This is a genomic window from Paenibacillus sp. JT22N15, assembly GCF_059383755.1.
The window spans coordinates 249480-274120 of record NZ_JBXENV010000007.1 but is presented as its reverse complement, the minus strand read 5'-3'; the positions used below and the strand labels follow the sequence as shown (position 1 = coordinate 274120).

At 50.0% G+C, this 24641-nt stretch carries 24 protein-coding genes and 1 pseudogene; 8 read left to right on the top strand and 17 right to left on the bottom strand.

What is annotated here, in order from left to right:
• Nucleotides 1-41: 41 nt before the first annotated feature.
• On the bottom strand, nucleotides 42-1313 hold the full coding sequence (locus AC50X8_RS16140) for a molybdopterin molybdotransferase MoeA (RefSeq protein ID WP_494880350.1): 1272 nt from the start codon (nucleotides 1311-1313) through the stop codon (nucleotides 42-44).
• A gap of 211 nt (nucleotides 1314-1524) precedes the next feature.
• Here AC50X8_RS16140 and AC50X8_RS16135 point away from each other — a divergent pair, with 211 nt between their 5' ends.
• Complete coding sequence (locus tag AC50X8_RS16135) at nucleotides 1525-2052, top strand: Crp/Fnr family transcriptional regulator (RefSeq protein WP_056028560.1); 528 nt, start codon at nucleotides 1525-1527, stop codon at nucleotides 2050-2052.
• Here the strand turns inward: AC50X8_RS16135 and hmpA are convergent, their stop codons facing one another.
• From hmpA to AC50X8_RS16115, 4 genes are all read right to left on the bottom strand, one after another.
• The gene (gene hmpA, locus AC50X8_RS16130; protein ID WP_494880348.1) at nucleotides 2053-3309 is read right to left on the bottom strand and encodes an NO-inducible flavohemoprotein; all 1257 of its coding nucleotides are present in this window, start codon (nucleotides 3307-3309) and stop codon (nucleotides 2053-2055) included.
• 463 nt (nucleotides 3310-3772) lie between these two features.
• Nucleotides 3773-4759, bottom strand: coding sequence for a glycoside hydrolase family 43 protein (locus tag AC50X8_RS16125; protein ID WP_494880345.1), 987 nt, complete (start codon nucleotides 4757-4759; stop codon nucleotides 3773-3775).
• Entirely contained in the window at nucleotides 4698-4973 is a 276-nt protein-coding gene (locus AC50X8_RS16120) for a hypothetical protein (protein ID WP_494880343.1), read from the bottom strand. The genes AC50X8_RS16125 and AC50X8_RS16120 overlap by 62 nt, the downstream gene beginning before the upstream one ends.
• Before the next feature lie 140 nt (nucleotides 4974-5113).
• Nucleotides 5114-6004, bottom strand: a complete 891-nt coding sequence (locus AC50X8_RS16115; RefSeq protein WP_056028574.1) for a LysR family transcriptional regulator — start codon at nucleotides 6002-6004, stop codon at nucleotides 5114-5116.
• 121 nt (nucleotides 6005-6125) lie between these two features.
• Between AC50X8_RS16115 and AC50X8_RS16110 the strand changes: the two genes are divergently transcribed.
• Nucleotides 6126-7223, top strand: a complete 1098-nt coding sequence (locus tag AC50X8_RS16110) for a branched-chain amino acid aminotransferase (protein WP_056028576.1) — start codon at nucleotides 6126-6128, stop codon at nucleotides 7221-7223.
• Between the two features lie 174 nt (nucleotides 7224-7397).
• Here the strand turns inward: AC50X8_RS16110 and pdaA are convergent, their stop codons facing one another.
• The 4 genes from pdaA to AC50X8_RS16090 form a co-directional block, all read right to left on the bottom strand.
• Entirely contained in the window at nucleotides 7398-8183 is a 786-nt protein-coding gene (gene pdaA / locus AC50X8_RS16105) for a delta-lactam-biosynthetic de-N-acetylase (RefSeq protein ID WP_494864596.1), read from the bottom strand.
• Between the two features lie 83 nt (nucleotides 8184-8266).
• Nucleotides 8267-9157 carry a sigma-70 family RNA polymerase sigma factor gene (locus tag AC50X8_RS16100; RefSeq protein ID WP_494880340.1) on the bottom strand — a complete coding sequence of 297 codons (891 nt, stop codon included), beginning with the start codon at nucleotides 9155-9157 and terminating at the stop codon, nucleotides 8267-8269.
• A gap of 80 nt (nucleotides 9158-9237) precedes the next feature.
• Nucleotides 9238-9684, bottom strand: a complete 447-nt coding sequence (locus AC50X8_RS16095) for a carboxymuconolactone decarboxylase family protein (RefSeq protein WP_099520004.1) — start codon at nucleotides 9682-9684, stop codon at nucleotides 9238-9240.
• A gap of 211 nt (nucleotides 9685-9895) precedes the next feature.
• On the bottom strand, nucleotides 9896-10084 hold the full coding sequence (locus AC50X8_RS16090; RefSeq protein ID WP_056028590.1) for a hypothetical protein: 189 nt from the start codon (nucleotides 10082-10084) through the stop codon (nucleotides 9896-9898).
• Nucleotides 10085-10220: 136 nt separating this feature from the next.
• Between AC50X8_RS16090 and AC50X8_RS16085 the strand changes: the two genes are divergently transcribed.
• Nucleotides 10221-10547 carry a helix-turn-helix domain-containing protein gene (locus tag AC50X8_RS16085; protein ID WP_056028593.1) on the top strand — a complete coding sequence of 109 codons (327 nt, stop codon included), beginning with the start codon at nucleotides 10221-10223 and terminating at the stop codon, nucleotides 10545-10547.
• Nucleotides 10548-10579: 32 nt separating this feature from the next.
• On the opposite strand, the gene AC50X8_RS16080 is transcribed toward AC50X8_RS16085, so the two are convergent.
• The gene (locus tag AC50X8_RS16080) at nucleotides 10580-11068 is read right to left on the bottom strand and encodes a phosphatase PAP2 family protein (protein WP_494880337.1); all 489 of its coding nucleotides are present in this window, start codon (nucleotides 11066-11068) and stop codon (nucleotides 10580-10582) included.
• Nucleotides 11069-11303: 235 nt separating this feature from the next.
• Here AC50X8_RS16080 and AC50X8_RS16075 point away from each other — a divergent pair, with 235 nt between their 5' ends.
• Genes AC50X8_RS16075 through AC50X8_RS16065 form a run of 3 tightly spaced genes read left to right on the top strand, consistent with a single transcriptional unit; the run spans nucleotide 11304 to nucleotide 14237 of the window.
• Complete coding sequence (locus tag AC50X8_RS16075) at nucleotides 11304-12170, top strand: class I SAM-dependent methyltransferase (protein ID WP_056028599.1); 867 nt, start codon at nucleotides 11304-11306, stop codon at nucleotides 12168-12170.
• Nucleotides 12170-12937, top strand: coding sequence for an RluA family pseudouridine synthase (locus tag AC50X8_RS16070; protein ID WP_056028602.1), 768 nt, complete (start codon nucleotides 12170-12172; stop codon nucleotides 12935-12937). Before AC50X8_RS16075 ends, AC50X8_RS16070 begins: the two co-directional genes overlap by 1 nt.
• Nucleotides 12921-14237 (top strand): CapA family protein, encoded by a 1317-nt coding sequence (locus tag AC50X8_RS16065; RefSeq protein ID WP_494880334.1) that lies wholly within the window; start codon nucleotides 12921-12923, stop codon nucleotides 14235-14237. Before AC50X8_RS16070 ends, AC50X8_RS16065 begins: the two co-directional genes overlap by 17 nt.
• 147 nt (nucleotides 14238-14384) lie before the next feature.
• On the opposite strand, the gene AC50X8_RS16060 is transcribed toward AC50X8_RS16065, so the two are convergent.
• Nucleotides 14385-14789 (bottom strand): MarR family winged helix-turn-helix transcriptional regulator, encoded by a 405-nt coding sequence (locus AC50X8_RS16060; RefSeq protein WP_046233412.1) that lies wholly within the window; start codon nucleotides 14787-14789, stop codon nucleotides 14385-14387.
• A gap of 196 nt (nucleotides 14790-14985) precedes the next feature.
• On the opposite strand from AC50X8_RS16060, the gene AC50X8_RS16055 reads away from it, so the two are divergent.
• Complete coding sequence (locus AC50X8_RS16055) at nucleotides 14986-15153, top strand: hypothetical protein (RefSeq protein ID WP_172455590.1); 168 nt, start codon at nucleotides 14986-14988, stop codon at nucleotides 15151-15153.
• On the opposite strand, the gene gyrA is transcribed toward AC50X8_RS16055, so the two are convergent.
• From gyrA to AC50X8_RS16030, 5 genes are read right to left on the bottom strand one after another with little or no spacing between them, the layout of a single operon-like run.
• Nucleotides 15144-17597: a DNA gyrase subunit A gene (gene gyrA, locus AC50X8_RS16050; protein WP_494880332.1), complete on the bottom strand. Its 2454-nt coding sequence runs from the start codon at nucleotides 17595-17597 to the stop codon at nucleotides 15144-15146. The two genes, AC50X8_RS16055 and gyrA, sit on opposite strands and share 10 nt — an antisense overlap.
• A 12-nt stretch (nucleotides 17598-17609) precedes the next feature.
• Nucleotides 17610-19580: a DNA topoisomerase IV subunit B gene (gene parE / locus AC50X8_RS16045; protein WP_056028607.1), complete on the bottom strand. Its 1971-nt coding sequence runs from the start codon at nucleotides 19578-19580 to the stop codon at nucleotides 17610-17612.
• A 56-nt stretch (nucleotides 19581-19636) separates the two neighbouring features.
• A complete protein-coding gene (locus tag AC50X8_RS16040; protein WP_081418554.1) occupies nucleotides 19637-20623 on the bottom strand; it encodes an ABC transporter permease in 987 nt (328 codons plus the stop codon).
• Nucleotides 20616-21575: an ABC transporter ATP-binding protein gene (locus AC50X8_RS16035; protein WP_494880330.1), complete on the bottom strand. Its 960-nt coding sequence runs from the start codon at nucleotides 21573-21575 to the stop codon at nucleotides 20616-20618. The genes AC50X8_RS16040 and AC50X8_RS16035 overlap by 8 nt, the downstream gene beginning before the upstream one ends.
• Nucleotides 21576-21589: 14 nt before the next feature.
• The gene (locus AC50X8_RS16030; protein ID WP_056028613.1) at nucleotides 21590-22402 is read right to left on the bottom strand and encodes a GDSL-type esterase/lipase family protein; all 813 of its coding nucleotides are present in this window, start codon (nucleotides 22400-22402) and stop codon (nucleotides 21590-21592) included.
• 143 nt (nucleotides 22403-22545) lie between these two features.
• Here AC50X8_RS16030 and AC50X8_RS16025 point away from each other — a divergent pair.
• Nucleotides 22546-23274, top strand: a pseudogene (locus AC50X8_RS16025) (TylF/MycF family methyltransferase).
• A gap of 160 nt (nucleotides 23275-23434) precedes the next feature.
• Here AC50X8_RS16025 and purT read toward each other — a convergent pair.
• Nucleotides 23435-24616: a formate-dependent phosphoribosylglycinamide formyltransferase gene (gene purT, locus AC50X8_RS16020; RefSeq protein ID WP_494864424.1), complete on the bottom strand. Its 1182-nt coding sequence runs from the start codon at nucleotides 24614-24616 to the stop codon at nucleotides 23435-23437.
• Nucleotides 24617-24641: the final 25 nt, after the last annotated feature.

The window sequence follows — 24641 nt, the reverse complement described above, 5'->3', positions numbered from 1 at the left end:
AGGGGGAAAGGGAGCTTTTTCATAGCAGGTTTCCCCCTGCCTTACAACTTAGCAGCAGCAAGAGGAATGACCGTAACAAGCGTCCCCGCCTTGATGCCTGTCTTCGTAGGCGGAATGACTATCAGGCAGTTTGCATCCTTTAACGTAACCAGCGCGCTCGACATATCCACGCCCTCCTGCTTCACGTACACCAGTCCGTTGTTGAAATAACGAATGCCCCGCACAAAACGGGGATAAGCATTTACCTTGTTATAATCGGCTGCAAGAAAAGCATCATGTGCTTGAACATCTGCCGCCTTGTGCTCCCCCTGCATCGCGAGCAAAACGGGACGCACCAATAATTCACAGCCGATAAAGCATGCTGCCGGATTGCCGGACAATCCAAAGAAAAGTTTGTTATTCCATACGCCAGCGCTCGTTGGGCTGCCTGGGCGCATCGCAATTTTATTAAACAGCGTTTCCCCTTCCCACTGCAGGAAAAAATCAGCGATAATATCATAATCTCCGACAGACACGCCTCCAGTTGCAATAACCATATCCACATCGCTTGCGAGCAGCTTGTACAGCATGTTTTCAGCGTTTGTATAATCATCAGCAATATGCTCCACAAAAAGCGGTTCAGCGCCGCATGCGCGCACTTGGGCCGCCAGCATATAAATGTTGCTGTTTCTGATTTTGGCGCCTTCCAGCGGATCATCAATGGACAACAGTTCGCTCCCTGTTGAAACGATGGCAACGAGCGGCTTGCGGTGCACGCGAACCTCCGCGCAGCCAAGTGCGCTCAGCAGCGCCATCTGCCCCGGTCCAATCGTCTCGCCCGCCTCCAGCAGCAGCTCCTGAGCGCGCGCTTCCTCGCCGATTGGCGAAATATTCGCGCCGATCGGCACCGCTTTGCGCAGCTTGACATAAGGCCGGCCGGCTTCTGTGGCCTCCTCGGTCATTTCCAGCATGATGACGGCATCGGCACCATCTGGCACCATCCCGCCTGTCATAATCCGCGATGCTGTACCGGATGTAACCGTTTTTGTCGGCACAATGCCGCATGGCAGCTGTTCTATGACTTCCAGCATAACAGGAAGCTGCTGCAAATCAGCCGTTCGAATCGCGTAACCATCCATGCCGGAACGGCGAAAATGCGGAATTGCTTCGCGCGCGCGAATATTCTCGGCCAAGCAATAGCCTGCTGCATCGGCCAGTGCTATTTTAACCGTACCCGATTGATGAACCCGTTCCAGCAAAGCCTGCTGCGCGTCGCCTAGCGTTACCGCTTTTCTCTGAAGTTTGCTATCGTTTGTTTCCTTGTGTATGTTCATTAGAAACCCGTCCTTTCAAAAGCTGTTCTCGTTTATTTGAATGTACCAGTATAATGCACCGAACCACTGTGAGATAGGTCACTAAAGAATAGCTTAGGAATGTCCAAATTGCAAAAAAAGACCAATCAGCCTGGCACTGATTGATCCCGTCTATAAAAAGCCGCTATAATTTACATATAAGAAATACAGTATGGAAAGGAAGTTGCTCTTTATGCTGCTTCATAAAGGAGAAACGCTATTCCGCCAAGGAGAACTTGGGCCCCTCTACCATATTAAAAGCGGCATGCTCAAAATTATTCGCCTGCATGAGGATGGCAGTCCGATTCTAATGAATATTATTACCGCTGGCGAAACGATTCCCCATCATTCTCTCATCACTCAGCAGGCGTATCACGGGACAGCTGTAGCGCTGGTTACCTGCGATATTGAGGTGCTGCCATCGCAGGAGTGGTACCAAGCGCTGGAGAGCGAGCCGGAAAAATGCCGCGATATTGCGCTGCTGCTGCAAAACAAGCTGCGCATGATGCAGCAGCGCATCGATCAATTGACACAGGCCGCTCCAATTGATAAGCTCCGCAAGCTGGAGCAGTGGTTCGATCAGCATATTTCACCGGCTACCCTTTGCGATGTATTGACGCAGGATGAAATTGGTCAGCTGATCGGGCTGCGCCGCGAAACGGTCAATCGTCTTCTGCGGGCAAAGGCCGCCGAGAGCGCACTGAAAGAAGCATCCGTCTAATTAAACGGTATCGGCTGTTTCCTGCTGCTCTCCCTGCCCGTCGTTCAAGCTTTCTGCCGGGCCAAAAAACTCAAAATGAATATCGGAAGCCTGAACTTCAAACACCCGCAAAGCGCGATTGATCATTTTCATAAACGGCTGCGGTCCGCAAAAATAGAAGCTGGCATCCGTCGTCGGAATAACTGTACGCAGCCATGGGAAATTGATCAGACCTTCCTTGTGGTAATCTTTAAGCGCCTTGTCATGCGCCGTCGGCTGCGTATAACAATAGAAGACGGACAGCTGCGGATGACGGCCGGCAAGCGCCGATACCTGCTCCTTCATCGCATGCGTGTCACCATTCGTGGTCGCATGGATAAAGGTAACCGGGCGCTCTGGACTGGCTTCCAATACAGCATGCAGCATACTCATCATCGGTGTCAGCCCAACGCCGCCGCTAATGAGCACGACAGGCCGCGTATCCTCCAAATCAACGGTAAAATCGCCCGCCGGTGCTGACAAATGAACGATATCTCCCTCGCGCAAATGCTCATGCAGAGACACAGACACTTTGCCAGCAGGCCGGTCATCCTGCCCATCCTCGCGTTTGACCGAAATGCGGTAATAAGGCTTGCTTGGCGAATCCGATAAACTATATTGGCGAATATGGGTAAAAGCATCATTCGGCAGTTCCCTTTTCATACTCACATATTGCCCAGCTTTAAAGCTTGCAATCGCACCGCCGTCCTCCGGAACGAGGTAGAAGGATGTAATGTTGTCGCTCTCCTGAACCTTTTTATTGACCACAAAAGCCCGGAACCCTTCCCAGCCGCCATGCTGCTGCTCCGCCTGCTTATACATCTCTTTCTCCACACCTATAAACGCATCGGCAATAAGACCATATGCTTCTGCCCACGCCTGCAAAATATCATCAGTAGCCGCATCGCCCAGCACATCCTTGATGGCAGCAAGCAAATATTTTCCGACGATCGGATAATGCTCTGGCAAAATCCCCAAGCTTCTATGCTTATGGGCAATTTGCTTCACAACTGGCAAAATAGCAGCCAAATTATCAATATGAAGAGCGGCAGCGTAAACCGCATTTGCGAGCGCCGCTTGCTGCTTGCCTTGTTTTTGATTGGCATGGTTGAAAATATGAAGCAGCTCCGGATGAGCCGCAAACATCGTCTCATAGAAACGCTTCGTAATTGTCGTGCCGTGGACTTCCAATACAGGAACGGTAGATTTAATTGTGGCAATGGTTTTCTCACTCAGCATCATCGCACTCTCCTCACGGGTCTAAGTATCCTTCAAACTTGATCTTCACCAGTATAAACAAGGAATACGTTTTTGATTGTGATTGAAATCACAATAAAAGATGCTGAATTGTGACAGTTGCCCAGGGATTAATCGACAAAAGCGAAAAACTAAGAAAAACGCCTGGCGGCAAAGCTACCGTTTCGCGGGTGAAATATAAGCCCATTATAAGGGTGAAACTGATAATAGTATTATATTTCAAAAAAATCCAGATAAAGCAAGAGCTTCAGCTGAATTTGAGCTTTTTTTCAACCTTATAGCGCCTTTTGTCACATTTGACGTCAATCATTCACGTTTTAGACAATCGTTAGACAAAGTTCTTTAAGGTTCGACTAAGGTTTTGTTTATATAATAATAACTATCAACCCCACAGTTGATCATATAACTAGGACAGGCCCACAGAGATGTGGGCCACTTTTTTTATTTAACCTTTACTCCAGATATTAAAATCAGGTCTGCCATCCTTCGACCAATGCAGCTGCTTGACGAATGTATGACGATTCGGATCATTTAGCGGGTCGCCCTCAATCTCCTTATAGGTGCGGGCATGGTACACGAATACATCCGTCTCGCCATCCTCCGCTACCGTGAAGCCGTTATGCCCCGGGCCATACTGCCCGCGTTCCCCATCAGTCTTAAATACCGGCATTGGCGATTTCGTCCATGAAGCCGCATCGAGCAGATCGCTATCCTCAGATGCCGTCAGCAAACCGACGCAATAATTAAAATCGGTAGCGCTTGCAGAATAGCTGATGAAAATGCTGCCGCCCCGTTTAATGATCGCGGGCCCCTCATTAACCAAATAGCCGATTTTTTCCCAATCGTATTCAGGGGTTGCGATCATAATCTGAGTCCCGCGAATCGTCCAAGGGTTTTCCATCGCCGCGATGTACAGGTTTGTATTTCCTTTGATCGCTGGATCATTTTGCGCCCAAACCAGATAGCGCTCTCCCTTATGCTCAAACGTCGTAGCATCCAGATTGAAGGACTCCCAGTTCATTATGATTTTGCCCTTCTCCGTCCATGCGCCCTCCAGCGGATTAGCGCTTTCATTTTCAAGCACATAGGTGCGGTGGGCAAAGCCTGCATCCGTCCGCCCCGAAGCAAAATAAATGTACCAACGGCCATTGATAAAATGAATTTCCGGGGCCCAAATTTTCTCGCTCATCTCGCCGCTTTCATGCTTGTGCCAAATTGCAGCTGGCTCCGCATCAGCAAGCCCCGCAATCGTCTGCGAGCGGCGCAGCTCGATATAATTATAATCCGGCTCTGTCGCCGTGAAATAATACCAGCCGTCTACATGCTTATAAATCCAAGGGTCTGCGCGCTGCAAGATAATCGCTTTCCCCTCATTTTGCGTGATTTGCTTTGTAATCGGCTGTAAACTCTTCGATGATTTTGTCTCCGCCATCTTTTCTCCATTTTGCAACTGCATCATTCCAACCTTTCTCGTCAAGCTCACCCATTACGTATTTGGTCTGTGCATCGGTTATTGCTGTTTTGAGCTCATTGCCCTTCTGCACATTGGTGTCGGACAACAACGATGCGCGTAAATCAACCACAGCAAGCTCCAAATTATCCTCATAATAGCTTCTCCAGCTTGACGTCCAACTCCTTCTTTTCACCCTGCATCGCAATGGTGGCCAACATCTCCCGAATGCTACTCCGCTTGCCAACCAAAAGGTAAATGATGGCGGCTAAGATATTGAACAAACCGTCATACAATTGGAAAAGATAAAACAATAGGCCGAGGGGACGTTTGCGGTTATTGCTGAAACATTTGAATAAAATGACGGGCAGCATTGGACAGATAACGATTCCTGAGCCATACGATGCCGACATCCGATTGAAAATCCGTGTCCGTGATGGCCAGCATGCGAATCGTTGGAAGCGGAAAAGAAGCCATAACCGATTTAGGAAAGACAGTTACGCCGATTCCTGCTGCCACTAGCGCCATTATTATGGCGACGCTCGAGCATTCGCAGATGATTTTCGGCTCAAAGCCGTGGGCGCGGCACTCAATCATTACCTTCTCATGCATGGCCGTTGTCCGCTCTGTCTTAAGGGCAAGAAACGGCAAATCCTTAAGCTCGCTCATCTGCATCGATTGCTTTTGCGGATCTGTGCTCCACTTTGAAGGCAGCACCGCAACGAATGGGTCGGATGGCAGCGGCAATATCGAATAAGGCTGCGAATCAGAAGCTGATTCAAACGGCAGCCTGGCAACAACAAGCTCAATGCTGCGCTTTTCCAGCTGGCTGCCCAGCATATAATGATCGCCTTCCCAAATTTTGAACGTCACCTCGGGATGCTTGTCCCGAAACCGCTCAATGACAGGCGGCAGCAGCGAAATGCAGGACACGACCGAGCCAATCGGCAGTACGCCCTGAATGCCCGCATCGAGCTCGCGTACCTCCTGCATCGTTTCATTAAATTGATTGACCAAGCTTTCGGCCTTATCGCGCAGCAGCTCTCCCGCATGAGTCAGCACAAGGCTTTTGCCATTGCGGTCAAATAAAGTGACGTTCAGCTCCTGCTCCATTTGCTTTAATTGGCGGCTCAGTGGGGGCTGCTCCATATTCAACAGCTTGGCGGCGCGCGTAATTTGCCCCTCCTTGGCGATAGCCAGGAAGTATTTAAGCTGACGTATATCCATATGCATTCTCCTATACCTAAAAAGTATGATGATCCGATAAAACAGATATTATCAATATACTTCGTTAAGTGGTACGATTCAACTAAACGAATATTACGAATATATGTGGGAGGATTCTGAAATGAGCCAACCGATTGCCATTGAATTAGCTGCTACCAAAAAAACAAAGCCCCAATCCGATCAATTAGGGTTTGGAAAATATTATACCGATCATATGTTTATTATGGACTATGAAACATCGAAAGGCTGGCATAGCCCAAGAATCGTTCCTTACCAACCAATTACGCTCGACCCTGCCTCCAAGGTATTCCACTACGGACAAACGGTGTTCGAAGGGTTGAAAGCGTATCGCACGGATAACGGCAGCATTTTGCTGTTCCGTCCAGAGGAAAATTTTAAACGGCTAAACCGTTCTAACGAGCGTCTGAGCATTCCGCATCTTGATGAGGAAATTGCGCTGGAAGCTTTGAAGCAGCTCATTGCTGTTGATCAGGACTGGATTCCTGATGAGGATAAAACGTCCCTTTACGTCCGTCCGTTCATAATTGCGAACGAATCATCACTTGGTGTAGCGCCTTCTCAAAACTATATGTTTATGATTATCCTTTCGCCGGTCGGCTCGTATTACGCAGAGGGTATTCATCCGGTGAAAATTTTTGTAGAATCCGAATATGTACGTGCGGTTAAAGGTGGCGTCGGCAATGCCAAGACAGCTGGCAACTATGCTGCTGGCTTGAAAGCCCAGGAAGAAGCATCAGCCAAAGGCTGCACGCAAGTATTGTGGCTGGATGGTGTTGAGCGCAAATACATCGAGGAAGTCGGCAGCATGAACGTCTTTTTCAGCATCAACGGCACGATTGTCACTCCGGCGCTGAATGGCAGCATTCTTGACGGCATTACGCGCAAATCGATTATTGAGCTGCTTAAATCGTGGAACATTCCTGTTGAGGAGCGCAAGCTGTCCATTGACGAGCTCGTGGAAGCTTATCATAATGATACGCTGGAGGAAGCTTTCGGAACAGGTACGGCAGCGGTTATTTCGCCAATTGGAGAGCTGCATTACCTTGATGAGCAGCTGCTGCTTCGCGGTGGCGAGACAGGCCCGCTGTCGCGCAAGCTGTATGAGACGTTAACAGGCATCCAAACGGGCGTCATTGCCGATCCATTCGGCTGGACCGTTGAACTGCCAAGTGCCCAATATACCGCTGGAACAAAATAAAACATAGCGGCGCTCATTTGGCGCACAGCATGCCCCCTATACACATAAAACGAACCCCGTGCATTCTTAACAAGATCACGGGGTTCGTTTTATTTTTTATATTTCCGTTTTATTTCTTATCGTATTCAGCGTATGTGGCGATTAACTTTCTCCTGACGAAGCAGCAAATACCTATCAATAGCTGCGATTCGTCAGCTGATCCAAGCTTTTGAATGTATAGCCTTGCGCCCTCGCGCCATCTATAATCGCCCCTAAAGCTTGGGCATTGTCGCTTGAAACCGAATGCAGCAATATTACAGCTCCCGGATGGAGCTGGCGCATCACTTGATCTAGGGCATATGCAGCGCCCTTCTGGCTCTTAATGTCCCAATCCTTGTAGGCAACCGACCAAAAAACGCTTGTATATCCCGCCTGCTTGCTGACAGCAAGCACCTGATTGCTGAAAATCCCCCTCGGCGGCCGCAAATACGCCATTTGCTGCTGGCCGGTCAGCAGTGCCGACTGCTCCTCCACCTTTTTGAGCTCGGTCTGAATTTGTCCTGAGCTGAGCTGTGTCATATCCGGATGGCTCCATGAATGGTTGCCAACGATATGTCCTTCTGACGCCATACGCTTCACCAGCTCCGGCTGATCCTTAATAAAATGGCCTGTTACAAAAAAAGCAGCAGGCACACCCTTCGCTTTTAGCGTATCCAGCACCTTAGCTGTATAGCCGTTTTCATAGCCATTATCGAAGGTCAAATACAGCTCCTTTTGCTTCGTATCGCCGAGGAAAATCGCCCCATTTTGCTGGACGATGCCTTTGAAACCTTCCTCATTTATCGAAGGCAGCTGTCCTCCAGCGCTTTTCTTAAACCCAAAATGATACACGCCCGGCTGCGCCATTACGCTGTCCATCCCCAGGCAGCCTAGCCATACAGCCAGACACAGGCTCAGCAGCCGGAGTGCTATTCGCTTCATCATGCTGTTCCCCCTCATTCATATGCTGCTTACTCGCCCTTATGTTCTGCATCCAGCAAGCAAATTATGAGTGGAACCTTACATTAAATAAACGATAGCTTATCCGGGTTATACATCGCATAAATTCGCTTTATACGGCTGCCTTCCTCCGTTTGCACCCATTCTAGGCACATGACCGCCTGAACCTCTTTTCCCCGGCGGAAAATGAGCGCTGGCTGTCCGTTCAACATAGAAATGGATATGTTCGTACCGTGCAGGCTGTGCGTGGACATTCTCCGCAGCAGTATTACAGCGCGGCGTGCGCTAATAACGGGCCGTCTCACTGCAGTAACTTTGCCGCCGCCGTCGGTGATAAACACAGCATCTTGACGCATCAGAGCAAGCAGCTTCCCAATATCGGCCTGTTCAAATGCCGCAACAAATGGCTCCAATGCTGCTGCGTCCACTGTTAGCTCTTGTTCCTCAGCATCCGATTGTGGAAGCAGGCGGTACTGGTCAAGCGCCAGCTTGGCACGACTTAAAATTTTGCGGCAGTTTGACTCAGACTTGCCTACCAGCTCAGCAAGCTCATCGTAGCCATAGCCATAGCCTTCACGCAGCACAAATACCGCACGCTCTAATGGGGATAAATGCTCCAGCATGACGAGCATGGCATAGCTGATCGTTTCCCTGCGCGCGAGCTGCTCCAAAGGCTCATCGCCATAATCGCCGCTCCATGGCTCCGGCAGCCATTCGCCGACATAAGCTTCTCGCTTGTGGCGGGCAGATTGCAGCACATTCATGCAGCGGTTGACCGTCATTTTGCACAGATAGGCTTTGACATTGCGCAGCGGAGAAGGCTCTGCCGACTGAAGCGTCACAAAAACATCCTGGACGACATCGTCCGCCTCCTGCCGTGATCCAAGCAGCTTGTATGCAAGCGAGCTAAGCAGCGACTTATAATCCGCATACCACTCTGCTACTTTCCACAACACCTGAGTATCCGCCATCTCGCTTCCAAAACTTCCTTTCCCGTAAACAAATAACCAAATTTATAATTTCCTATAACGTCCTTTTAGTCGAAGCAGCCGGGGAACATGCTAGTTGAAATGGCAATCCGATTCCAGCTGTTGATCGTAATAATCGCCAAAATTAATGCTGCATATTCCGCTTCATCATAATAGTCTCTCACGCGATTGTACAGCTCATCCGGCACTCCCGCTGCAGAAACCTGAGTCACGTGCTCGGTCAATTCCAAAACGGCACATTCCTTTTCCGTATAAATAGGCGCTTCTCGCCATACGCTTAGCAGCATAATTCGCTGCAAACTTTCGCCTTTGTTCATCAAATCCTCACTATGCATATCCAGACAAAAAGCACAGCCATTGATTTGCGACGCCCGCAGCTTAATAAGCTCATAGGTGATAGGATCAATGCCGGAGCTTGACGCTGCTTTCTCCAATTCCATCAACGCTTTAAATACTGCAGGGTTCGCCGTGCGATAGTTTACTCTTAATTTCATTTTAAATTCCTCCCAGTAGGTTGGTGTTTTTCGGTTCTCATAAGATAAGACAAAGAAGCCGCCCCTTTTGTGACAAGCATAAGCAAAAAAAGCCAAACTCTACGCATAAAGCGTAAAATCCAGCTTTTTTACTCTTATTTCCATACTCTGAAACAACATCGTTTGCAATGCTTGATTGCACAGAGGCCCGTTCGGTGCCCTTTCTTGCAAGCTATTGCTTCTCTAATCGGTAAGTATGGCCGCAGAAAGAGCATTTGAACAACATCCCAGTATCGCCCATGATCCAGCTGATGCGATCATCGTCCTCTGCTTCTAAATATTCGCGCCCCTGTTCGTCTCGATCTCCGGTTGCGAACAATCCGGTTTGATTGCCGCAAACACATTCAAAGGTTAGTACCACGGTTTGTTTCCCCTCCCCTAAACACAGTTGTTTCCTGCTATTTTCGCCAAAACTATTGACAATGATACATTTTGTATCATAAATTAATAGTTAAGCTTGTATTATTATTTCAGCTTTTTTGAAGGAGCCACTAAAAATGACGATGGGAGACCGCTTGAAGGAACTCCGCTTACAAAAAAATCTTTCGCAAGAAGCCGTTGCCCGTGCGATCGGGATCACCCGCTCCGCTTACAGTCATTACGAGATTAACAATCGCCAGCCGGTATATGAAACGCTGATTAAGCTCGCCTTCTTTTTTCATGTGACGACGGATTATATTATTGAAGGTGAGACCCGCCAGCAAGTGGCTGGGCTCGCCAGGGAAGAAACGCACGAGCTGCTGCAGCTGCTGAATCATATGGATGAAGACAAACGAAAAGCATCGATTCATAAATTGCTTAATGTCATTCGCGAGTCGGAGTAATCCTTTGCCGGCTTGCTGCCCTGCTGCTTTCTTTAGCGGCGAGCCGTCAGAACGGTCATCATCAGTGCAAGGATGGCAAAGCTCGCTGCATACCCGCCAATAATGTCCGTTGCGTAGTGGACGCTGAAATACAGTCTTGAAGCGCCCATTAATACAATAAGCAATCCGGCGAGTACATAGCTGGCCCGCTTCATCGTTTGACTAAACCAGGCATCCCTTCCAATCCATATAGCTGCAAGCCCATAAAGCGCCATCGCCATCATGGCATTTCCGCTTGGAAAGCTTGCGCCAGCTGCCTCTAATCCCCAAGCCTCCTCTGGCCGGCCCCGGTCAAAGGCCATTTTGGCCAACGTATTCGTTATGTATACAAGTCCAGTACCTACTATAATCGGAGCTGCTTTCAGCCAGCCGCTGCGCCAGCCGAACCATAGAAAAAGCGCAAAAGTCGCTGCGATAATAAATAGAGAAGAACCCATATAAGACATCGCCTTGAAAAAAGCCGTCCATCCTTCTCCCCGCATTTGCTCAGCGAATGCGGCTGTTTCTTTGTCGAGCTGTGACAGCTCTGGACGTGCTGCAATCGCTGTAGTTAACGCAAATAATACCAGGCTTGCGGCAAGCCCGGCGACCCATCCCCAAAATACCTTTCGAATAAATATCCTCTCCCAATTGCTTCAACTTGTTTGCTTCGCTATAATTAGCGTTGACCTTAATATTATAATACAAATTTTGAAATTGGGAAGGAACGCTAAAATCATGTACGTATCAGATAAATGGAGAGATTACGAGGTAATAGATACAGGGAATGGAGATAAGCTGGAGCGTTGGGGCTCTTATATTCTTCGCAGGCCGGACCCGCAAATTATTTGGCCAATAGCGAAGGAAGACGGCTTGTGGAAAAAAACAGACGGCCACTACCACCGCAGCTCCTCTGGCGGCGGCGAATGGCAGTTCAATTCCCAGCTGCCGGAGCGCTGGACCATATCCTATGGAGAGCTGTCCTTCCATATTAAGCCGACCAGTTTCAAGCATACGGGGCTCTTTCCTGAGCAAGCGGTGAACTGGAGCTGGATGATGGATAAAATCCGCACGGCGGACCGTCCGATTCGCGTACTCAATCTTTTCGCCTATTCCGGTGGAGCTACGGTTGCGGCTGCCGCAGCAGGCGCAGAGGTTGTTCACGTGGATGCTTCCAAAGGCATGGTGCAGTGGGCGAAAGAAAATGCCCAGCTTTCCGGGCTGTCCGACAAGCCGATCCGCTTCATTACCGACGATGTATTCAAGTTTGTTCAACGCGAGCAGCGCCGGGGCCGTCAATATGACGCTATTATTATGGACCCGCCGTCCTACGGACGCGGACCGAACGGCGAGACGTGGAAGCTGGAAGAGAACCTGTTCCCGTTCCTTGAGTTCTGCACGACGATTTTATCCGATAATCCATTGTTTATGCTAATTAATTCGTACACGACAGGTCTATCCCCATCCGTGCTGCATAATCTGCTTCATATGACGATGGCGAAGCGCTTCGGCGGTGCGATACATTGCGGCGAAATCGGTCTGCCTATTACTGCATCCGGACTGAACCTGCCTTGCGGCATATTGGGCCGCTGGGAGTCTGTCTAATGGCTGGCTACTCTCTAGATGGCATCGGCGAAATTCCGGTGCTGTTTGAAGACAATCATATTTTGGCAGTTGTGAAGCAGCCGGGCATTCCCTCCCAAGAGGATCACACGGGTACGCCGGATATGCTGACACTGCTCAAACGCGATTTAAAAAAACGCCACGATAAGCCGGGAAATGTGTTTCTCGGCCTTATTCACCGACTGGATCAGCCTGTGGGCGGCGCCATGCTGTTCGCCAAAACCTCGAAAGCGGCCTCACGGCTCTCCGAGGCAGTCCGCAGCAGAAATTTTGGCAAAACCTATGTGTGCGTCGTACATGGCAAGCCTCATGCGGCAAGCGGCAAGCTTCGCCACTTTATCCGCAAGGATGCGAAGCTTAATCAGGTGACCGTATTCAAGCAGGAAGCACCGGAAGCGAAGGAGGCTGTGCTCGAATATACGGTTATAGCCAGTACAGACCGTTATGCTCTCATAGCTGTCATGCTGCATACGGGACGGCCCCATCAAATTCGGGCGCAAATGGCCTTTATCGGCTGCCCGCTGGTGGCCGACCGCAAATATGGAGCGCCGCAAACGGGCGGTGTTAACGATATCGCTCTTTGGTCTACTTCCGTTTCGGTTTCCCATCCCATAACGAAGGAACACGTCTGCTTCCGCTCCATCCCTTATGGGTCGAAAGCTTGGGGCTGGTGGCCGCAAGCCGAGCTGGAAGCCGCAGCAGACGTCTACCTGGCTGAAGGAGAATCCGTCCATGCGCCGAAGGACTAAAATTCATCTCGCCGTCAATATGATCCTGCTGCTGCTGGCAGCAGCAGGACTCCTTATTATTTTTTTCCCGCCGCTAGCAGGCTCATTACCGTTTACCGCTAACAGCGTCGATTCCACGATGCAAGTGGAGTCGGAATCGAGCGCCAGCGCACAATCGGCTACAGCTCCTAGTGCAACGACCTCCCCTGTGCTATCATCTGAGCCATCACCCGAGCCCACTACAACGCAGGAAGCCAGTGTTCCCCCATCCAGCCCTTCTAACAGCTATCAGGAAGCGCTATGGGTCGCCGTTGGCGATATTATGATGCATTCCCCGGAGCTGCCGGGTGCTTATAACAAAAAGACGAAAAGCTATAACTTCGATCCTTTCTTTCAAGATGTAGCGTCGATATTGAAAGAAGGCGACTGGGTTTTGGCGAATTTAGAAACGCCTGTAGCCGGATCCGCGTTCGCTTATACGGGTTACCCGACGTTTAATGCGCCCGTTGCCCTGCTCGATGCGCTGCAAAACGCCGGCTTCAACATATTGACCAATGCCAACAATCATATGCTCGACAAAGGCGAGAAAGGGCTGCTGCTGACGCTGAAGCATATGAAAGAGAAAGAGTTTATAATAAAAGGCTCCGCCGCCACACAAAAGGAAGCGGATACAAACATCATCGTCGAAAAAAACGGGATTCGCATGGGGCTGCTCGCTTACACGTATGGTACGAACGGCATCGCTATTCCTAAAGGAAAGCCATATATGGTTCCGCTAATTGATGAGCAAAAAATGATTGCCGATATTAAGAAGCTTAAGAAAGCAGGCGCCGATTTTGTTACGGTAGCGCTCCATTTTGGAACGGAGTACCAGACGAAGCCCAATGAGGAGCAGAAGACGCTTGCCCGCAAGCTGATTGCGGAAGGCGCCGACATTATCGCAGGCTCGCATACGCATGTCATTCAGCCCTATGAGGTGCTGGAGGCAACGGATGACGACGGCCGCGAGCGCCAAGGACTTATCATTTATTCGATGGGCAATTTTATTTCCAACCAGCGTGGAGACACGAAGGATTATGGCGTCATTTATCAAGTGCTTATTCGCAAAAATAACGGGGACGGCAGCATCCAGCTTGCCGATATTGAAGCCATTCCGACTTGGGTTTACCGCTACAAACCGGATCATAATTATCGCTATCGCATATTGCCTGTTGAGCAAACGCTTGCGGAGCAGTCGAGCAAGCTGCTTACACCAGATCTATATGCCTCTCTGAAAAAAAATCTCAGCCTGCTGCGCACCCGGCTCGAATCGATGTCCTAATCGCGGCTGTTCAGGGCAGAATGGGTAACAGGATAAGCAAACATAAAAGGGCGTTGCCGTCTTAGGACAGCAACGCCCTTTTTGTGCAGAATATAGCGGCGTCTTGCCTTAAGCCGCCTGTTCCACCTGCACCCTGCATTAGCGGAACTATCTATTGGCTACCTTGCCTAATAAGTAAACAAGCAGCTGCTGATTATGGGAGGAAATCCGGTCTAGCGCTTCAGAAATAAGCTTCGTTCGTACTTCCTTGCCACGCTGTGCCTCTGATTTCCCTTTGCCTGATACGGATACCCATACAATTCGTCTATCGGCTGTATCTCTTGTACGTACAATTAGTTCATTGCGCTCCATACGATCGAGCAAAGTAGTAATCGCTGCTGGAGTCGTTGCCAAATGCTGCAGCAGATCGGATGGCTTCATCGGTTGGTGTTGCAGCAATAAATCCAGCACATTCAGCTGGCCTTCCGTGAGCGGCGCCAGTCCCTCTTCCAGACCTGTCCTCCATTCTCTGCTTAGCTTCGTCCACAATCGAGTAAATTCATCAGAAACCATTCATACACCCGCTTCCTGTCCAATTTCTCTTTAATTCCAATTATACCATCCGAGATTGTCGAATAAAAGGTTAACCCGATTAATAATTTCCCTCACAAACTGCGATATACCCGAACGTTTTGACAAGAGTAGACATACAATGAATCTGGGCGCTTTCCCTATTTCGCCATCCTCACCTCATAAGGAGTGAACCTCAATGGATAACGAGAAAGCCGAAATTATTCGCAAAATTAAAGCTTATGGCATCATAAAAAACCCACAATGGCTCGATCGCCCGGATGAGCTCGTACCATTGTGGGTTATGTTGGATGCGATGATCCAGTTAATTGAACGCTTTGATCCGCCTAATCGCCCTTATGATTGAAGGACATCAGACGGACGGACAATGACTGCCGTTAAAACATCATTTTTTTCGAGCGGAACGATAGTCCGCCCTATCGATCTGCGATCATCTATCGGTGATTTCTCCGTCGTCATCGGCAGCTTAGCCCCAGATGAAGCTAGCGCGATGAGATCAATCGCATCCTTGCAATAAACGGCATAAACAAGTGCTGAGCCATTCGGCTTCACACGCTTGCCTTCTTTAAATTCGAACGTCTGAACCCCTTTGCCGCCTCTGCCCTGAACAGGGTAATCCAGCAGCAGCGAGCGTTTGGCATAGCCAAGGTCAGAGATGACGAACAATTCTCCTTCATCCTCGCCTACCCAGTCTGCCGCAATCAGTTCGTCGTCTTCCTTCAGCTGCATGCCGCGCACGCCTCCAGCGACACGCCCCATAGGGTTTACTTCGCTTTCGGAGAACCGGATGCTCCAGCCTTGCTTGCTCACGAGCATCAGCTGCTTCGTACCGTCGCTTGGCAAAATTTTAATAACCTCGTCGCCTTCAGCTACTTTGCAGGCTGCAATCGCTGTCGAGCGCGTTGACATATAGTCCTTCAGCTCAGTCCGCTTCACCTGTCCGCGTTTGGTAACAAAGACGAGCGAAGCGCCTGGAACATTAAAGTCCTTCACTGGGATGACGCTAATGATCGCATCATCCTTCGGAATCGGAACGATATTGACGACTGCGGTCCCCGTATCCTTCCATTTGAACTCGGGAATTTGATGGACGGGCAGCGTGTAATATTGTCCCTTTTTCGTGAAGAGCAGCAAATTATCAATCGTGTTGACCGCGTACAAGCCGCGAATGATATCGCCATCCTTCACGCCCGCGTTGCCAACTTCACCGCCGGAGCGCGTAAACGAAAGCATGCTTGTCCGCTTCATGTAACCTTCATTGCTCAGTGTAACGAGCACTTCCTCAGGCGTTACCATTACTTCAAGGTTAACCTTAAGCTCTTCTACTTCTCCCTGGATGTCTGAACGGCGGTCAATGCCGAACTTCGCATGAATTTCCATCAGCTCATCACGAATGACACCGATCAGCTTCTTATTGCTGTTCAAGATGCTGCTCAAATAAGCGATGCGCTTCATCACTTCTTTATGCTCTTTCTCCAGCGACGTAATTTCCAAATTCGTCAGACGATACAGCTGCAACGTTAAAATCGCATCCGCCTGGCGCTCGCTGAACGCGAACTTCTGGACGAGATTTTGCTGCGCATCGGCACGGTTTTTGGAAGCTTTAATCGCCGCAATCACTTCATCAAGCAAATTCAGTGCCTTAACGAGACCTTCCAGCACATGGGCACGATCTTCCGCTTTTTCCAGATCATATTGCGTACGGAATGTGACAACTTCCTTCTGATGTGCAATATACGCATTCAGCATTTGGCGAATGCCGAGCTGCTGCGGCGTTTTATTAACGATAGCCACCATATTAAAGCTGTAGGCCACCTGCAAATCCGTCTTTTTGAGCAAATAAGCCAAAATGCCGTTTGCATCTGTTTCCTTCTTCAGCTCGATCACGATCCGAAGGCCGTTTCGTCCACTCTCATCGCGCACCTCGGCGATACCTTCGACCTTTTTCTCCAGTCGAATATTTTCCATCGCCGTCACAAGGCGTGATTTGACAACCTGATAAGGAATTTCGGTTATGACAATTTGCTGGCGTCCGCCGCGCATGTCCTCGATTGCTGTCTTGGCGCGCAAATAAATGCGGCCTTTGCCGGTCGCATAAGCATCGCGTATGCCTTCCTCACCCATGATGAGGCCGCCCGTCGGAAAATCAGGCCCTTTAATAATTTGCATCAGCTCTTCGAGCGTCGTCTCTGGGCGGTTCATAACGGTGATACAGCCATCAATAACTTCACGCAAGTTATGGGGCGGTATTTCAGTCGCAAAGCCGGCAGAGATGCCGCTGGCCCCATTTACGAGTAAATTGGGGTAGCGAGACGGCAGCACAACCGGCTCTTTCGTCGTATTATCGAAATTATCCTTGAACATGACCGTACGCTTATCAATATCTCTCAGCAGCTCAATGGCTAGCGGAGATAATCTAGCTTCCGTATAACGCATGGCCGCAGCGGGATCATCATCCATCGAGCCCCAGTTGCCGTGGCCGTCAACGAGGATATGCCCCATTTTCCAAGGCTGCGCCATCCGCACCATGCCCTCGTATATCGAAGAATCGCCATGTGGATGATAATTGCCCATTACATCGCCGACCGTCTTCGCAGATTTGCGATATGGCTTGTCCGGCGTATTGCCGGAATCGTACATCGCGTACAATATACGTCGTTGTACCGGCTTCAAGCCATCCCGTACATCGGGTATGGCACGGTCCTGAATAATATATTTAGAGTAGCGGCCGAAGCGGTCGCCCACGATTTCTTCAAGAAATGCTGGAAGAAACTGTTCCAAAATGCTCATGCTGCTTGCCTCCTATTCCTCATATTCCGCAAAATCAACATTTTCCAAAATCCAGCGCTTGCGTGGATCAACTTTGTCGCCCATAAGCGCAGACACTCGGCGCTCCGCCTTCGCAGCATCCTCGATCTGCACCTGCAGCATCGTCCGCGTCTCCGGATTCATCGTCGTTTCCCACAGCTGGTCGGGATTCATCTCGCCAAGTCCTTTATAGCGCTGAAGCTCAAAGTTTTTGCCGAATTCCTTTAAATAATTTTGCAGCTGCTCATCCGTCCATGCATAACGTACCGTCTCCAGCTTGCCGGATTTTCGCGTCAGCTTGTAAAGCGGCGGTTGAGCAATATATACGCGTCCGCTGTCTATAAGCGGCTTCATATAGCGATAGAAGAACGTTAGAAGCAGCACCTGGATATGGGCTCCGTCCGTATCGGCATCCGTCATAATAATGATTTTGTGATAGTTGCATTCCTCGGATTCAAATTCCGGGCCTACGCCTGCGCCAATAGCGGCGATAATCATTTTGTACTCGTCGTTTTTCAAAATATCATGCAGCTTGGCTTTCTCCGGATTCATCGGCTTGCCCTTGAGCGGCAAAATCGCCTGATGCTTCGAATCACGCCCCTGCTTGGCCGAGCCGCCCGCCGAATCGCCTTCGACGATAAACAGTTCATTGCGCGTAACATCCTTCGATTGCGCTGGCGTCAGCTTGCCGCCAAGATTGGAGCTTTCGCTCTTCTTCTTGCCGCTGCGCATATCTTCCCGCGCCTTGCGCGCCGCTTCCCGCGCCCTTGAAGCCTGAACAGCCTTCTTGAGCAGCAGCTGGGCAACCTGCGGATTTTCTTCGAGAAACACTTGCATTTTCTCCGTCACAATCGCATCAACGACGCCGCGTGCAGAAGCGCTGCCGAGTTGGTCCTTCGTCTGGCCGACGAACTCCACCTCAGACATCTTAATGTTGATGACCGCCATCATGCCTTCGCGGAGATCATTGCCTTCCAGATTTTTGTCCTTTTCCTTCAGCATCGCGGCTTTGCGGGCATAATCGTTCATGACGCGCGTATATGCGGTTTTGAAGCCCGTTTCATGCGTACCGCCGCCCCGTGTAGGAATGGCATTAACGAATGAAGCCAGTGTTTCCGTGTAGCCGTCATTGTACTGAAGCGCCACTTCAACCTCAATATCCTCACGCTCGCCAGTAAAATGAATGACGTCATGCAGCACCGACTTGTCCTCATTGAGAAACTCGACGAACTGGCGCGCTCCGCCTTCATAATGGAACACATCGAGCTTGCCGCTGCGATCATCCTTGATCGTCACTTTCAGCCCCGAGTTGAGAAAAGCGATTTCCTGCAGCCGTTCTGCCAGCGTATCGTAATTCAGCGTAGTTCCCGTCTGAAACACGCGTCCATCCGGCTTAAATGTAACCTTCGTGCCTGTCCGCGACGTCGTTCCCGTTACTTCAAGTCCCGTTGTCGGCTCGCCGACATGCTCCTTGCCATCCGCATCTACCCAATATTCGAACCGAAGCTTATGTATTTTTCCATCACGGAAAATTTCCACTTCCAGCCATTCGGATAGCGCATTCGTTACCGAAGCGCCGACGCCGTGCAGGCCGCCTGATTTTTTATATCCCCCGCCGCCGAACTTTCCCCCAGCGTGAAGGATCGTAAATACGACTTGCGGCGTTGGAATTCCGCTTTTATGCATCCCTGTCGGAATGCCTCGTCCATTGTCATAGACCGTAATGGAACCGTTTTTGTGCAAAGTTACCTCAATGGCGGAACAAAATTTCGCCAAATGCTCATCGACAGCATTGTCGACGATTTCCCAAACGAGATGATGCAGCCCTGAGCTGCTCGTAGAGCCTATATACATTCCCGGACGTTTCCGTACGGCTGTCAAGCCTTCAAGAATCTGTATATCATCGGCCTCATAATTCCGATCCGCGGCCGGTGCTTGTGTAAAAACATCTGCATGCTCTGCCATATGCGCCCCCCTTATCTGCAGCACTTGTTACAATGTTACCGTATCTTCAAGCTATTTTAATTCAAGATGTCCTGTTTAGTAAAGACGCTGAACGAGACAATAAGCCCCGCAATCGCCCAAATCGCAAGCACGATAAGGGAAAAAGAAAATGACATGCCCTCAATCGGCGGCGGCGAACCTTCCAAATATGTCGGCAAATTGAGGTTCACGGCGAATAAATATTTGGCATTTTCCCACGAGGAGGACATGCTCGAAAGAATTGTTCCGGCAATGACAGAAGCCATCATGATCACCATGCTTGCCGCCGTGCTTCTGACAAGAACCGATACCATCAAAGCGAGAATTGCTACCGTCATGGCGGACAGCCATACGAGTCCCGTCTGCATGAGCATGTATAGCCACTGAGGAACAATGTGCACAAAGCTCGTGTCGACCTCGCTGCCGTTGATCGTAAAACCGGTAAAGATCGGCAAGCCCCAGCCTCCATAGCCGAAGAACATGCCCGATATTAAATAACACAGCAGCACCATCACCCCGACAAGCAGCGATACATAAAGAGTAAGCGCCGCGAGCTTGCTGAACAGCACCTTCCATCTGCGGACCGGCTTGGTAAGCAGCATTTTGATCGTTCCGGTGCCGCGCTCGCCAGATACGAGATCAGAACCAATGGTCAAAACGAGCAGCGGAATAAACAACCCTACCGCATTATTCATAAATTCCCGAGTAAAAGTGACGCCATTCGGGCTGCTAGGATTGACATCATGATCCAAATAATATTGAAGCTGCTGTACCGCAATGCGCTGCTGCTTCTTCCATTCCTCAGGAATCCGATTGCTGGACAGCCTGTTTTGCATATCCGTAATTTGCTGCAGCACCTCGTTGCGCCAGTCGGCAAATTTGTCTTTATTGTTCTGTGCTACGGTTAACTGAGCATACGTGAACATTGGAATAATAACAAGGAGAACAAGGACAATGACGAGAAACCTTCTTTTTTTCCACATTTTCAAGGTTTCATTTTCAATAAGGAGCAGTAGTTTATGCAAGGCTTTTCCCCTCCGTCATGTTCAGAAACAATTCTTCCAGTGTAGGAGCCGCTTTGTGCACCCCTTCAACGCTTATACCTTCCGCTACCAGCCGGCTGACGGTACCTGCAATATCCTCTAGCGGCATCGTTGTGACGACGGCGCCCGGCATGCTCGCAAGCACGCTCTCATCAATACGGTGCTCCTCTTCCGAAACGATTGCGGCCTTGCCGTCTTGCAGCAGCAAAGCAATGCCTTTCTCCCGAGGCTCCAGCTGCCATAATACATACGTTCCAGCCTGCTGAACCAGCTCGTCCACCGAACCGACGGCCAACACTCTGCCCTTGTCAATAATGGCCACTCTATCGCACATCAATTGAATTTCACTGAGCAAATGGCTCGATATGAACAGGCTGATGCCTTCTCCGGCAAGCATCCGCACAAACGCCCTCAGCTCCTTGATCCCAAGCGGATCAAGCCCATTCGTTGGTTCATCAAGAATAAGCAGCTTCGGACGTCCAAGCAAAGCTTGGGCAATGCCTAAACGCTGCTTCATGCCAAGCGAATATGTTTTGACTTTCTCATGAATGCGCTGCGTCAGGCTGACGATTTCGACGACCTCGCTAATTCTGGCCTCATCCACATCATCAAGCATATTGGCAAAATATTGCAAATTATCCCAGCCCGTCATATAGCCATACATTTCAGGGTTTTCTACAATGCTCCCGATATAACGGAGCGCCTGCTCCGGCTGCTTCTGGACATCATGTCCGCAAATCCGGATTTGCCCAGAGGTTGGCTTAATAAGATCGACCAGCATGCGAATCGTCGTCGTTTTGCCAGAGCCATTGGGTCCAAGAAAACCAAAAATTTCACCTGCCCGCACCTCAAAGCTGACATCGTGAATAATTTGCTTGCCGCGAATTTTTTTGCTTAAATTTGTCACTTGCAGCACTACATTCGACTGTTCCATAGCGCCTCCTTCTGCTACAACGCCTGCACGACCCGCTGCGCAATTTGTTTGTAACCTTCATGATTCGGGTGAAAATGGTCTGATGACAAGTAGCTGCCAATCCGTTCCTCAAACAAATCGAATGTCGGTACCATCGTCATATTTGAGTATTCATGAAGCATGTCATAGGCTTTCTCGTTCCACTTCTGAACCTCCAAGCTGCCATCCCGCAGCTCTTTTACATCAAAAAACGGATTATAGAGGCCAATATAAATGATGCGGGCATCCGGATTAATCCGGTGCAGCTCCGAAAGCACATTATCCAGCCGCTTCAAGCCTTCCTCAAGTCCCTTCTCCACCTGCGCGAGCGACATGTTTGGTTCAGCTGCTGCAGTTCCATTGGAATCCTGAGCGCCTTGCAGCGATTGAAACAGGTCGTTGCCGCCAATCGTCAGCAAAATGACATTTGCCTGCTGCAGCGCATAAGCCATGCCTTTATCCGTCTTTAAATTTTCCGCAAGCTGGTCGGCGCGCAGCCCGCTAATGCCCAAATTATTGACGAGCTCCGCCTGCTTGTCCGGATCAGCAGCCAAGCTGTCTACGACCTGCTTGACATAACCCCCGCCTGCCGAATCGCCAACTCCCTTGGTCAGAGAATCGCCTATTGCGACAATGCGAAGCTGATTTTTCTCAGCCGTCTGCTCTGGCAATGCCGTAACCTGCGGCTGTACGGATACAGAGGGAAACAGCTGATCCTTAATGGCATAGCCAATACCAACGAGCATCAATATCGTGATCAATAGGGAGCAGGCGCCAATCATAATGCCTAATCTTTTGGATGAACGCATCGCTTGTCTCTCTCCTTTTTCACAATCATTTACAAATTACAGGCAATGTATAAGTTTTTCGCTCCAATTGCCGTACACACAAGCCATTTTCAAACTTGTTTCATGTTCATACGTTAACCATAAAAAAGAAAAGGACTGTGATTATGAGCAATAATACACCAAAAGAGATGTATTTGGAAATGTTGAAAAAAGCAATATTATTTGAAATTTGGCTGGAGCGTGAGCCTGGCGCTACGAAGGAAAACCGCTTTTAAGGCCTCGATTGGCCCCTCATTGCACATAGTATGATTGGGCGTATTCGCATGAACCATCTGCATCAGCTTATGAATGCCGTCGTTAGCAACAACATCGAGGGCGATTTCATTGAAACTGGCGTATGGCGCGGCGGAACTTGCATTTTCATGCGCGGCTTTCTGAAAGTACATGGCATAACGAACCGGAAAGTGATCGTCGCCGATTCCTTTGAAGGGCTGCCAGCGCCGGAGGCCCGCTGTCCGATCGACGAAACCTCGAAATTTCACGAGCAGGACTTTTTGCGCGTTTCCTTGCCTGAGGTCGTCAGCAATTTTCAAAAATATGATCTATATGACGATGGCATTATCTTTCTTAAAGGCTGGTTCAAGGATACGCTGCCGGCGGCGCCAACGAATAAAATAGCGATAGCCCGCCTCGATGGCGACATGTATTCCTCGACGATGGATGCGCTGACTCATCTATATCCTAAAGTATCCATTGGCGGCTTTATCGTCATTGACGATTACTCCATTGGCTATTGCGCCGCAGCTGTTACCGACTTCCGCAATGCCTATCACATTACCGATCCGCTCGTGACGATAGATTCAACGGGCGTGTACTGGAAAAAAACAAAATAGGCAAGGTGAAACGGCTATCGCCGTCCTTTGGCGGCAAGGCGCGTTTCACTCCGAGAAATATAAGCCTAATGATAAGTGGGAAACTTATAAATTCTTATATTTCGAGAAGGAAGGGCTGCTGCGCCCATGCGATAACTGGACGCGGCAGCCCTTCTGCAGCCTATTCTCCGTATGTAATATGCAGCAGCTCCGCCGCTTGGCGCGCCGTTTCCCGTGCCTGCTCTACATCTGCAGCCGTACTGAGCGCAACAGCCATCCGGCGTCCGACTTTCGTCTCCGGCTTGCCGAATACCCGCACCTGCGTATGCGGCAGCGCCAGCGCTTCCTGCACGCCGCCAATACGGAACTGATTGCTTTCACGATCCGCTTTGAGCGTATGCGAGGCACCTGGCGACAGCAGCCTGATCGTTGGAATCGGGAACCCCAATACAGCGCGAACATGCAGTGCAAACTCTGACAAATCCTGCGTCGCCATCGTAACCATGCCTGTATCATGCGGACGTGGAGAAACCTCGCTAAACAGCACGCCATCCTGCGTAAGGAACAATTCGACGCCATAGAGGCCATAACCGCCCAGCTCTTCGGTCACTTTGCGGGCAATGTCCTCCGCCTGCTCGATTTGCTCAGTGCTCATCGCATGCGGCTGCCACGATTCGATGTAATCGCCATCCTTCTGTACGTGGCCAATAGGTGCGCAGAAGCTCGTGCCTGATACGGAGCGAATCGTAAGCAGCGTAATTTCCGATTCAAACGTAATAAAGCCTTCGACGATAATCCGCTGCTTCTTCGCGCGACCGCCCTCCATAGCGTAGCTCCAGCAAGCTTCAATTTCCGCTTCACTGCGGCAGACGCTTTGCCCTTTGCCAGACGAGCTCATGATCGGCTTAATGACACATGGGAAACCTAGCGCTGCTGTCGCTTCACGCAGCTCCTCCAGCGTATCGGCAAAACGGTAGGCGGCCGTCGGCAAGCCAAGCTGCTCGGCAGCAAGGCGGCGAATGCCTTCCCGGTCCATTGTCAGCCAAGCAGCGCGAGCCGTTGGAATGACGCGGAAGCCCTCCTGTTCAAGCTCCAGCAGCGTTTCGGTTGCAATCGCTTCAATTTCCGGCACGATATAGTCCGGGCGCTCCTGTTCAATGATTCGTCTTAGAGCCGCTCCATCCAGCATATCAGCTACATAAGAGCGATGAGCGACCTGCATCGCCGGCGCGTTCTCATAGCGATCTACCGCAATCGTCTCAGCGCCGAGACGCTGCGCTTCAAGCGCTACCTCCTTGCCAAGCTCTCCTGATCCGAGCAGCATAAGCTTGCGCGACGCTCCGGACAATGGTGATCCATACATAATAAAAAGAACCTCCTGGAAGCAA

Bases quoted from the DNA above. Each gene is read 5' to 3' on its own strand.
- purT (WP_494864424.1), bottom strand. From the start codon at position 24,616: ATGTATGGATCACCATTGTCCGGAGCGTCGCGCAAGCTTATGCTGCTC.
- AC50X8_RS16070 (WP_056028602.1), top strand. From the start codon at position 12,170: ATGGCTGGCTACTCTCTAGATGGCATCGGCGAAATTCCGGTGCTGTTT.
- AC50X8_RS16080 (WP_494880337.1), bottom strand. From the start codon at position 11,068: ATGCGGGGAGAAGGATGGACGGCTTTTTTCAAGGCGATGTCTTATATG.
- AC50X8_RS16125 (WP_494880345.1), bottom strand. From the start codon at position 4,759: ATGGCGGAGACAAAATCATCGAAGAGTTTACAGCCGATTACAAAGCAA.
- AC50X8_RS16140 (WP_494880350.1), bottom strand. From the start codon at position 1,313: ATGAACATACACAAGGAAACAAACGATAGCAAACTTCAGAGAAAAGCG.
- AC50X8_RS16030 (WP_056028613.1), bottom strand. From the start codon at position 22,402: ATGCGTTCATCCAAAAGATTAGGCATTATGATTGGCGCCTGCTCCCTA.
- AC50X8_RS16075 (WP_056028599.1), top strand. From the start codon at position 11,304: ATGTACGTATCAGATAAATGGAGAGATTACGAGGTAATAGATACAGGG.
- AC50X8_RS16065 (WP_494880334.1), top strand. From the start codon at position 12,921: ATGCGCCGAAGGACTAAAATTCATCTCGCCGTCAATATGATCCTGCTG.
- AC50X8_RS16055 (WP_172455590.1), top strand. From the start codon at position 14,986: ATGGATAACGAGAAAGCCGAAATTATTCGCAAAATTAAAGCTTATGGC.
- hmpA (WP_494880348.1), bottom strand. From the start codon at position 3,309: ATGCTGAGTGAGAAAACCATTGCCACAATTAAATCTACCGTTCCTGTA.
- pdaA (WP_494864596.1), bottom strand. From the start codon at position 8,183: ATGAAGCGAATAGCACTCCGGCTGCTGAGCCTGTGTCTGGCTGTATGG.
- AC50X8_RS16035 (WP_494880330.1), bottom strand. From the start codon at position 21,575: ATGGAACAGTCGAATGTAGTGCTGCAAGTGACAAATTTAAGCAAAAAA.
- AC50X8_RS16060 (WP_046233412.1), bottom strand. From the start codon at position 14,789: ATGGTTTCTGATGAATTTACTCGATTGTGGACGAAGCTAAGCAGAGAA.
- AC50X8_RS16115 (WP_056028574.1), bottom strand. From the start codon at position 6,004: ATGGATATACGTCAGCTTAAATACTTCCTGGCTATCGCCAAGGAGGGG.
- AC50X8_RS16110 (WP_056028576.1), top strand. From the start codon at position 6,126: ATGAGCCAACCGATTGCCATTGAATTAGCTGCTACCAAAAAAACAAAG.
- gyrA (WP_494880332.1), bottom strand. From the start codon at position 17,597: ATGAGCATTTTGGAACAGTTTCTTCCAGCATTTCTTGAAGAAATCGTG.
- AC50X8_RS16085 (WP_056028593.1), top strand. From the start codon at position 10,221: ATGACGATGGGAGACCGCTTGAAGGAACTCCGCTTACAAAAAAATCTT.
- parE (WP_056028607.1), bottom strand. From the start codon at position 19,580: ATGGCAGAGCATGCAGATGTTTTTACACAAGCACCGGCCGCGGATCGG.
- AC50X8_RS16135 (WP_056028560.1), top strand. From the start codon at position 1,525: ATGCTGCTTCATAAAGGAGAAACGCTATTCCGCCAAGGAGAACTTGGG.
- AC50X8_RS16095 (WP_099520004.1), bottom strand. From the start codon at position 9,684: ATGAAATTAAGAGTAAACTATCGCACGGCGAACCCTGCAGTATTTAAA.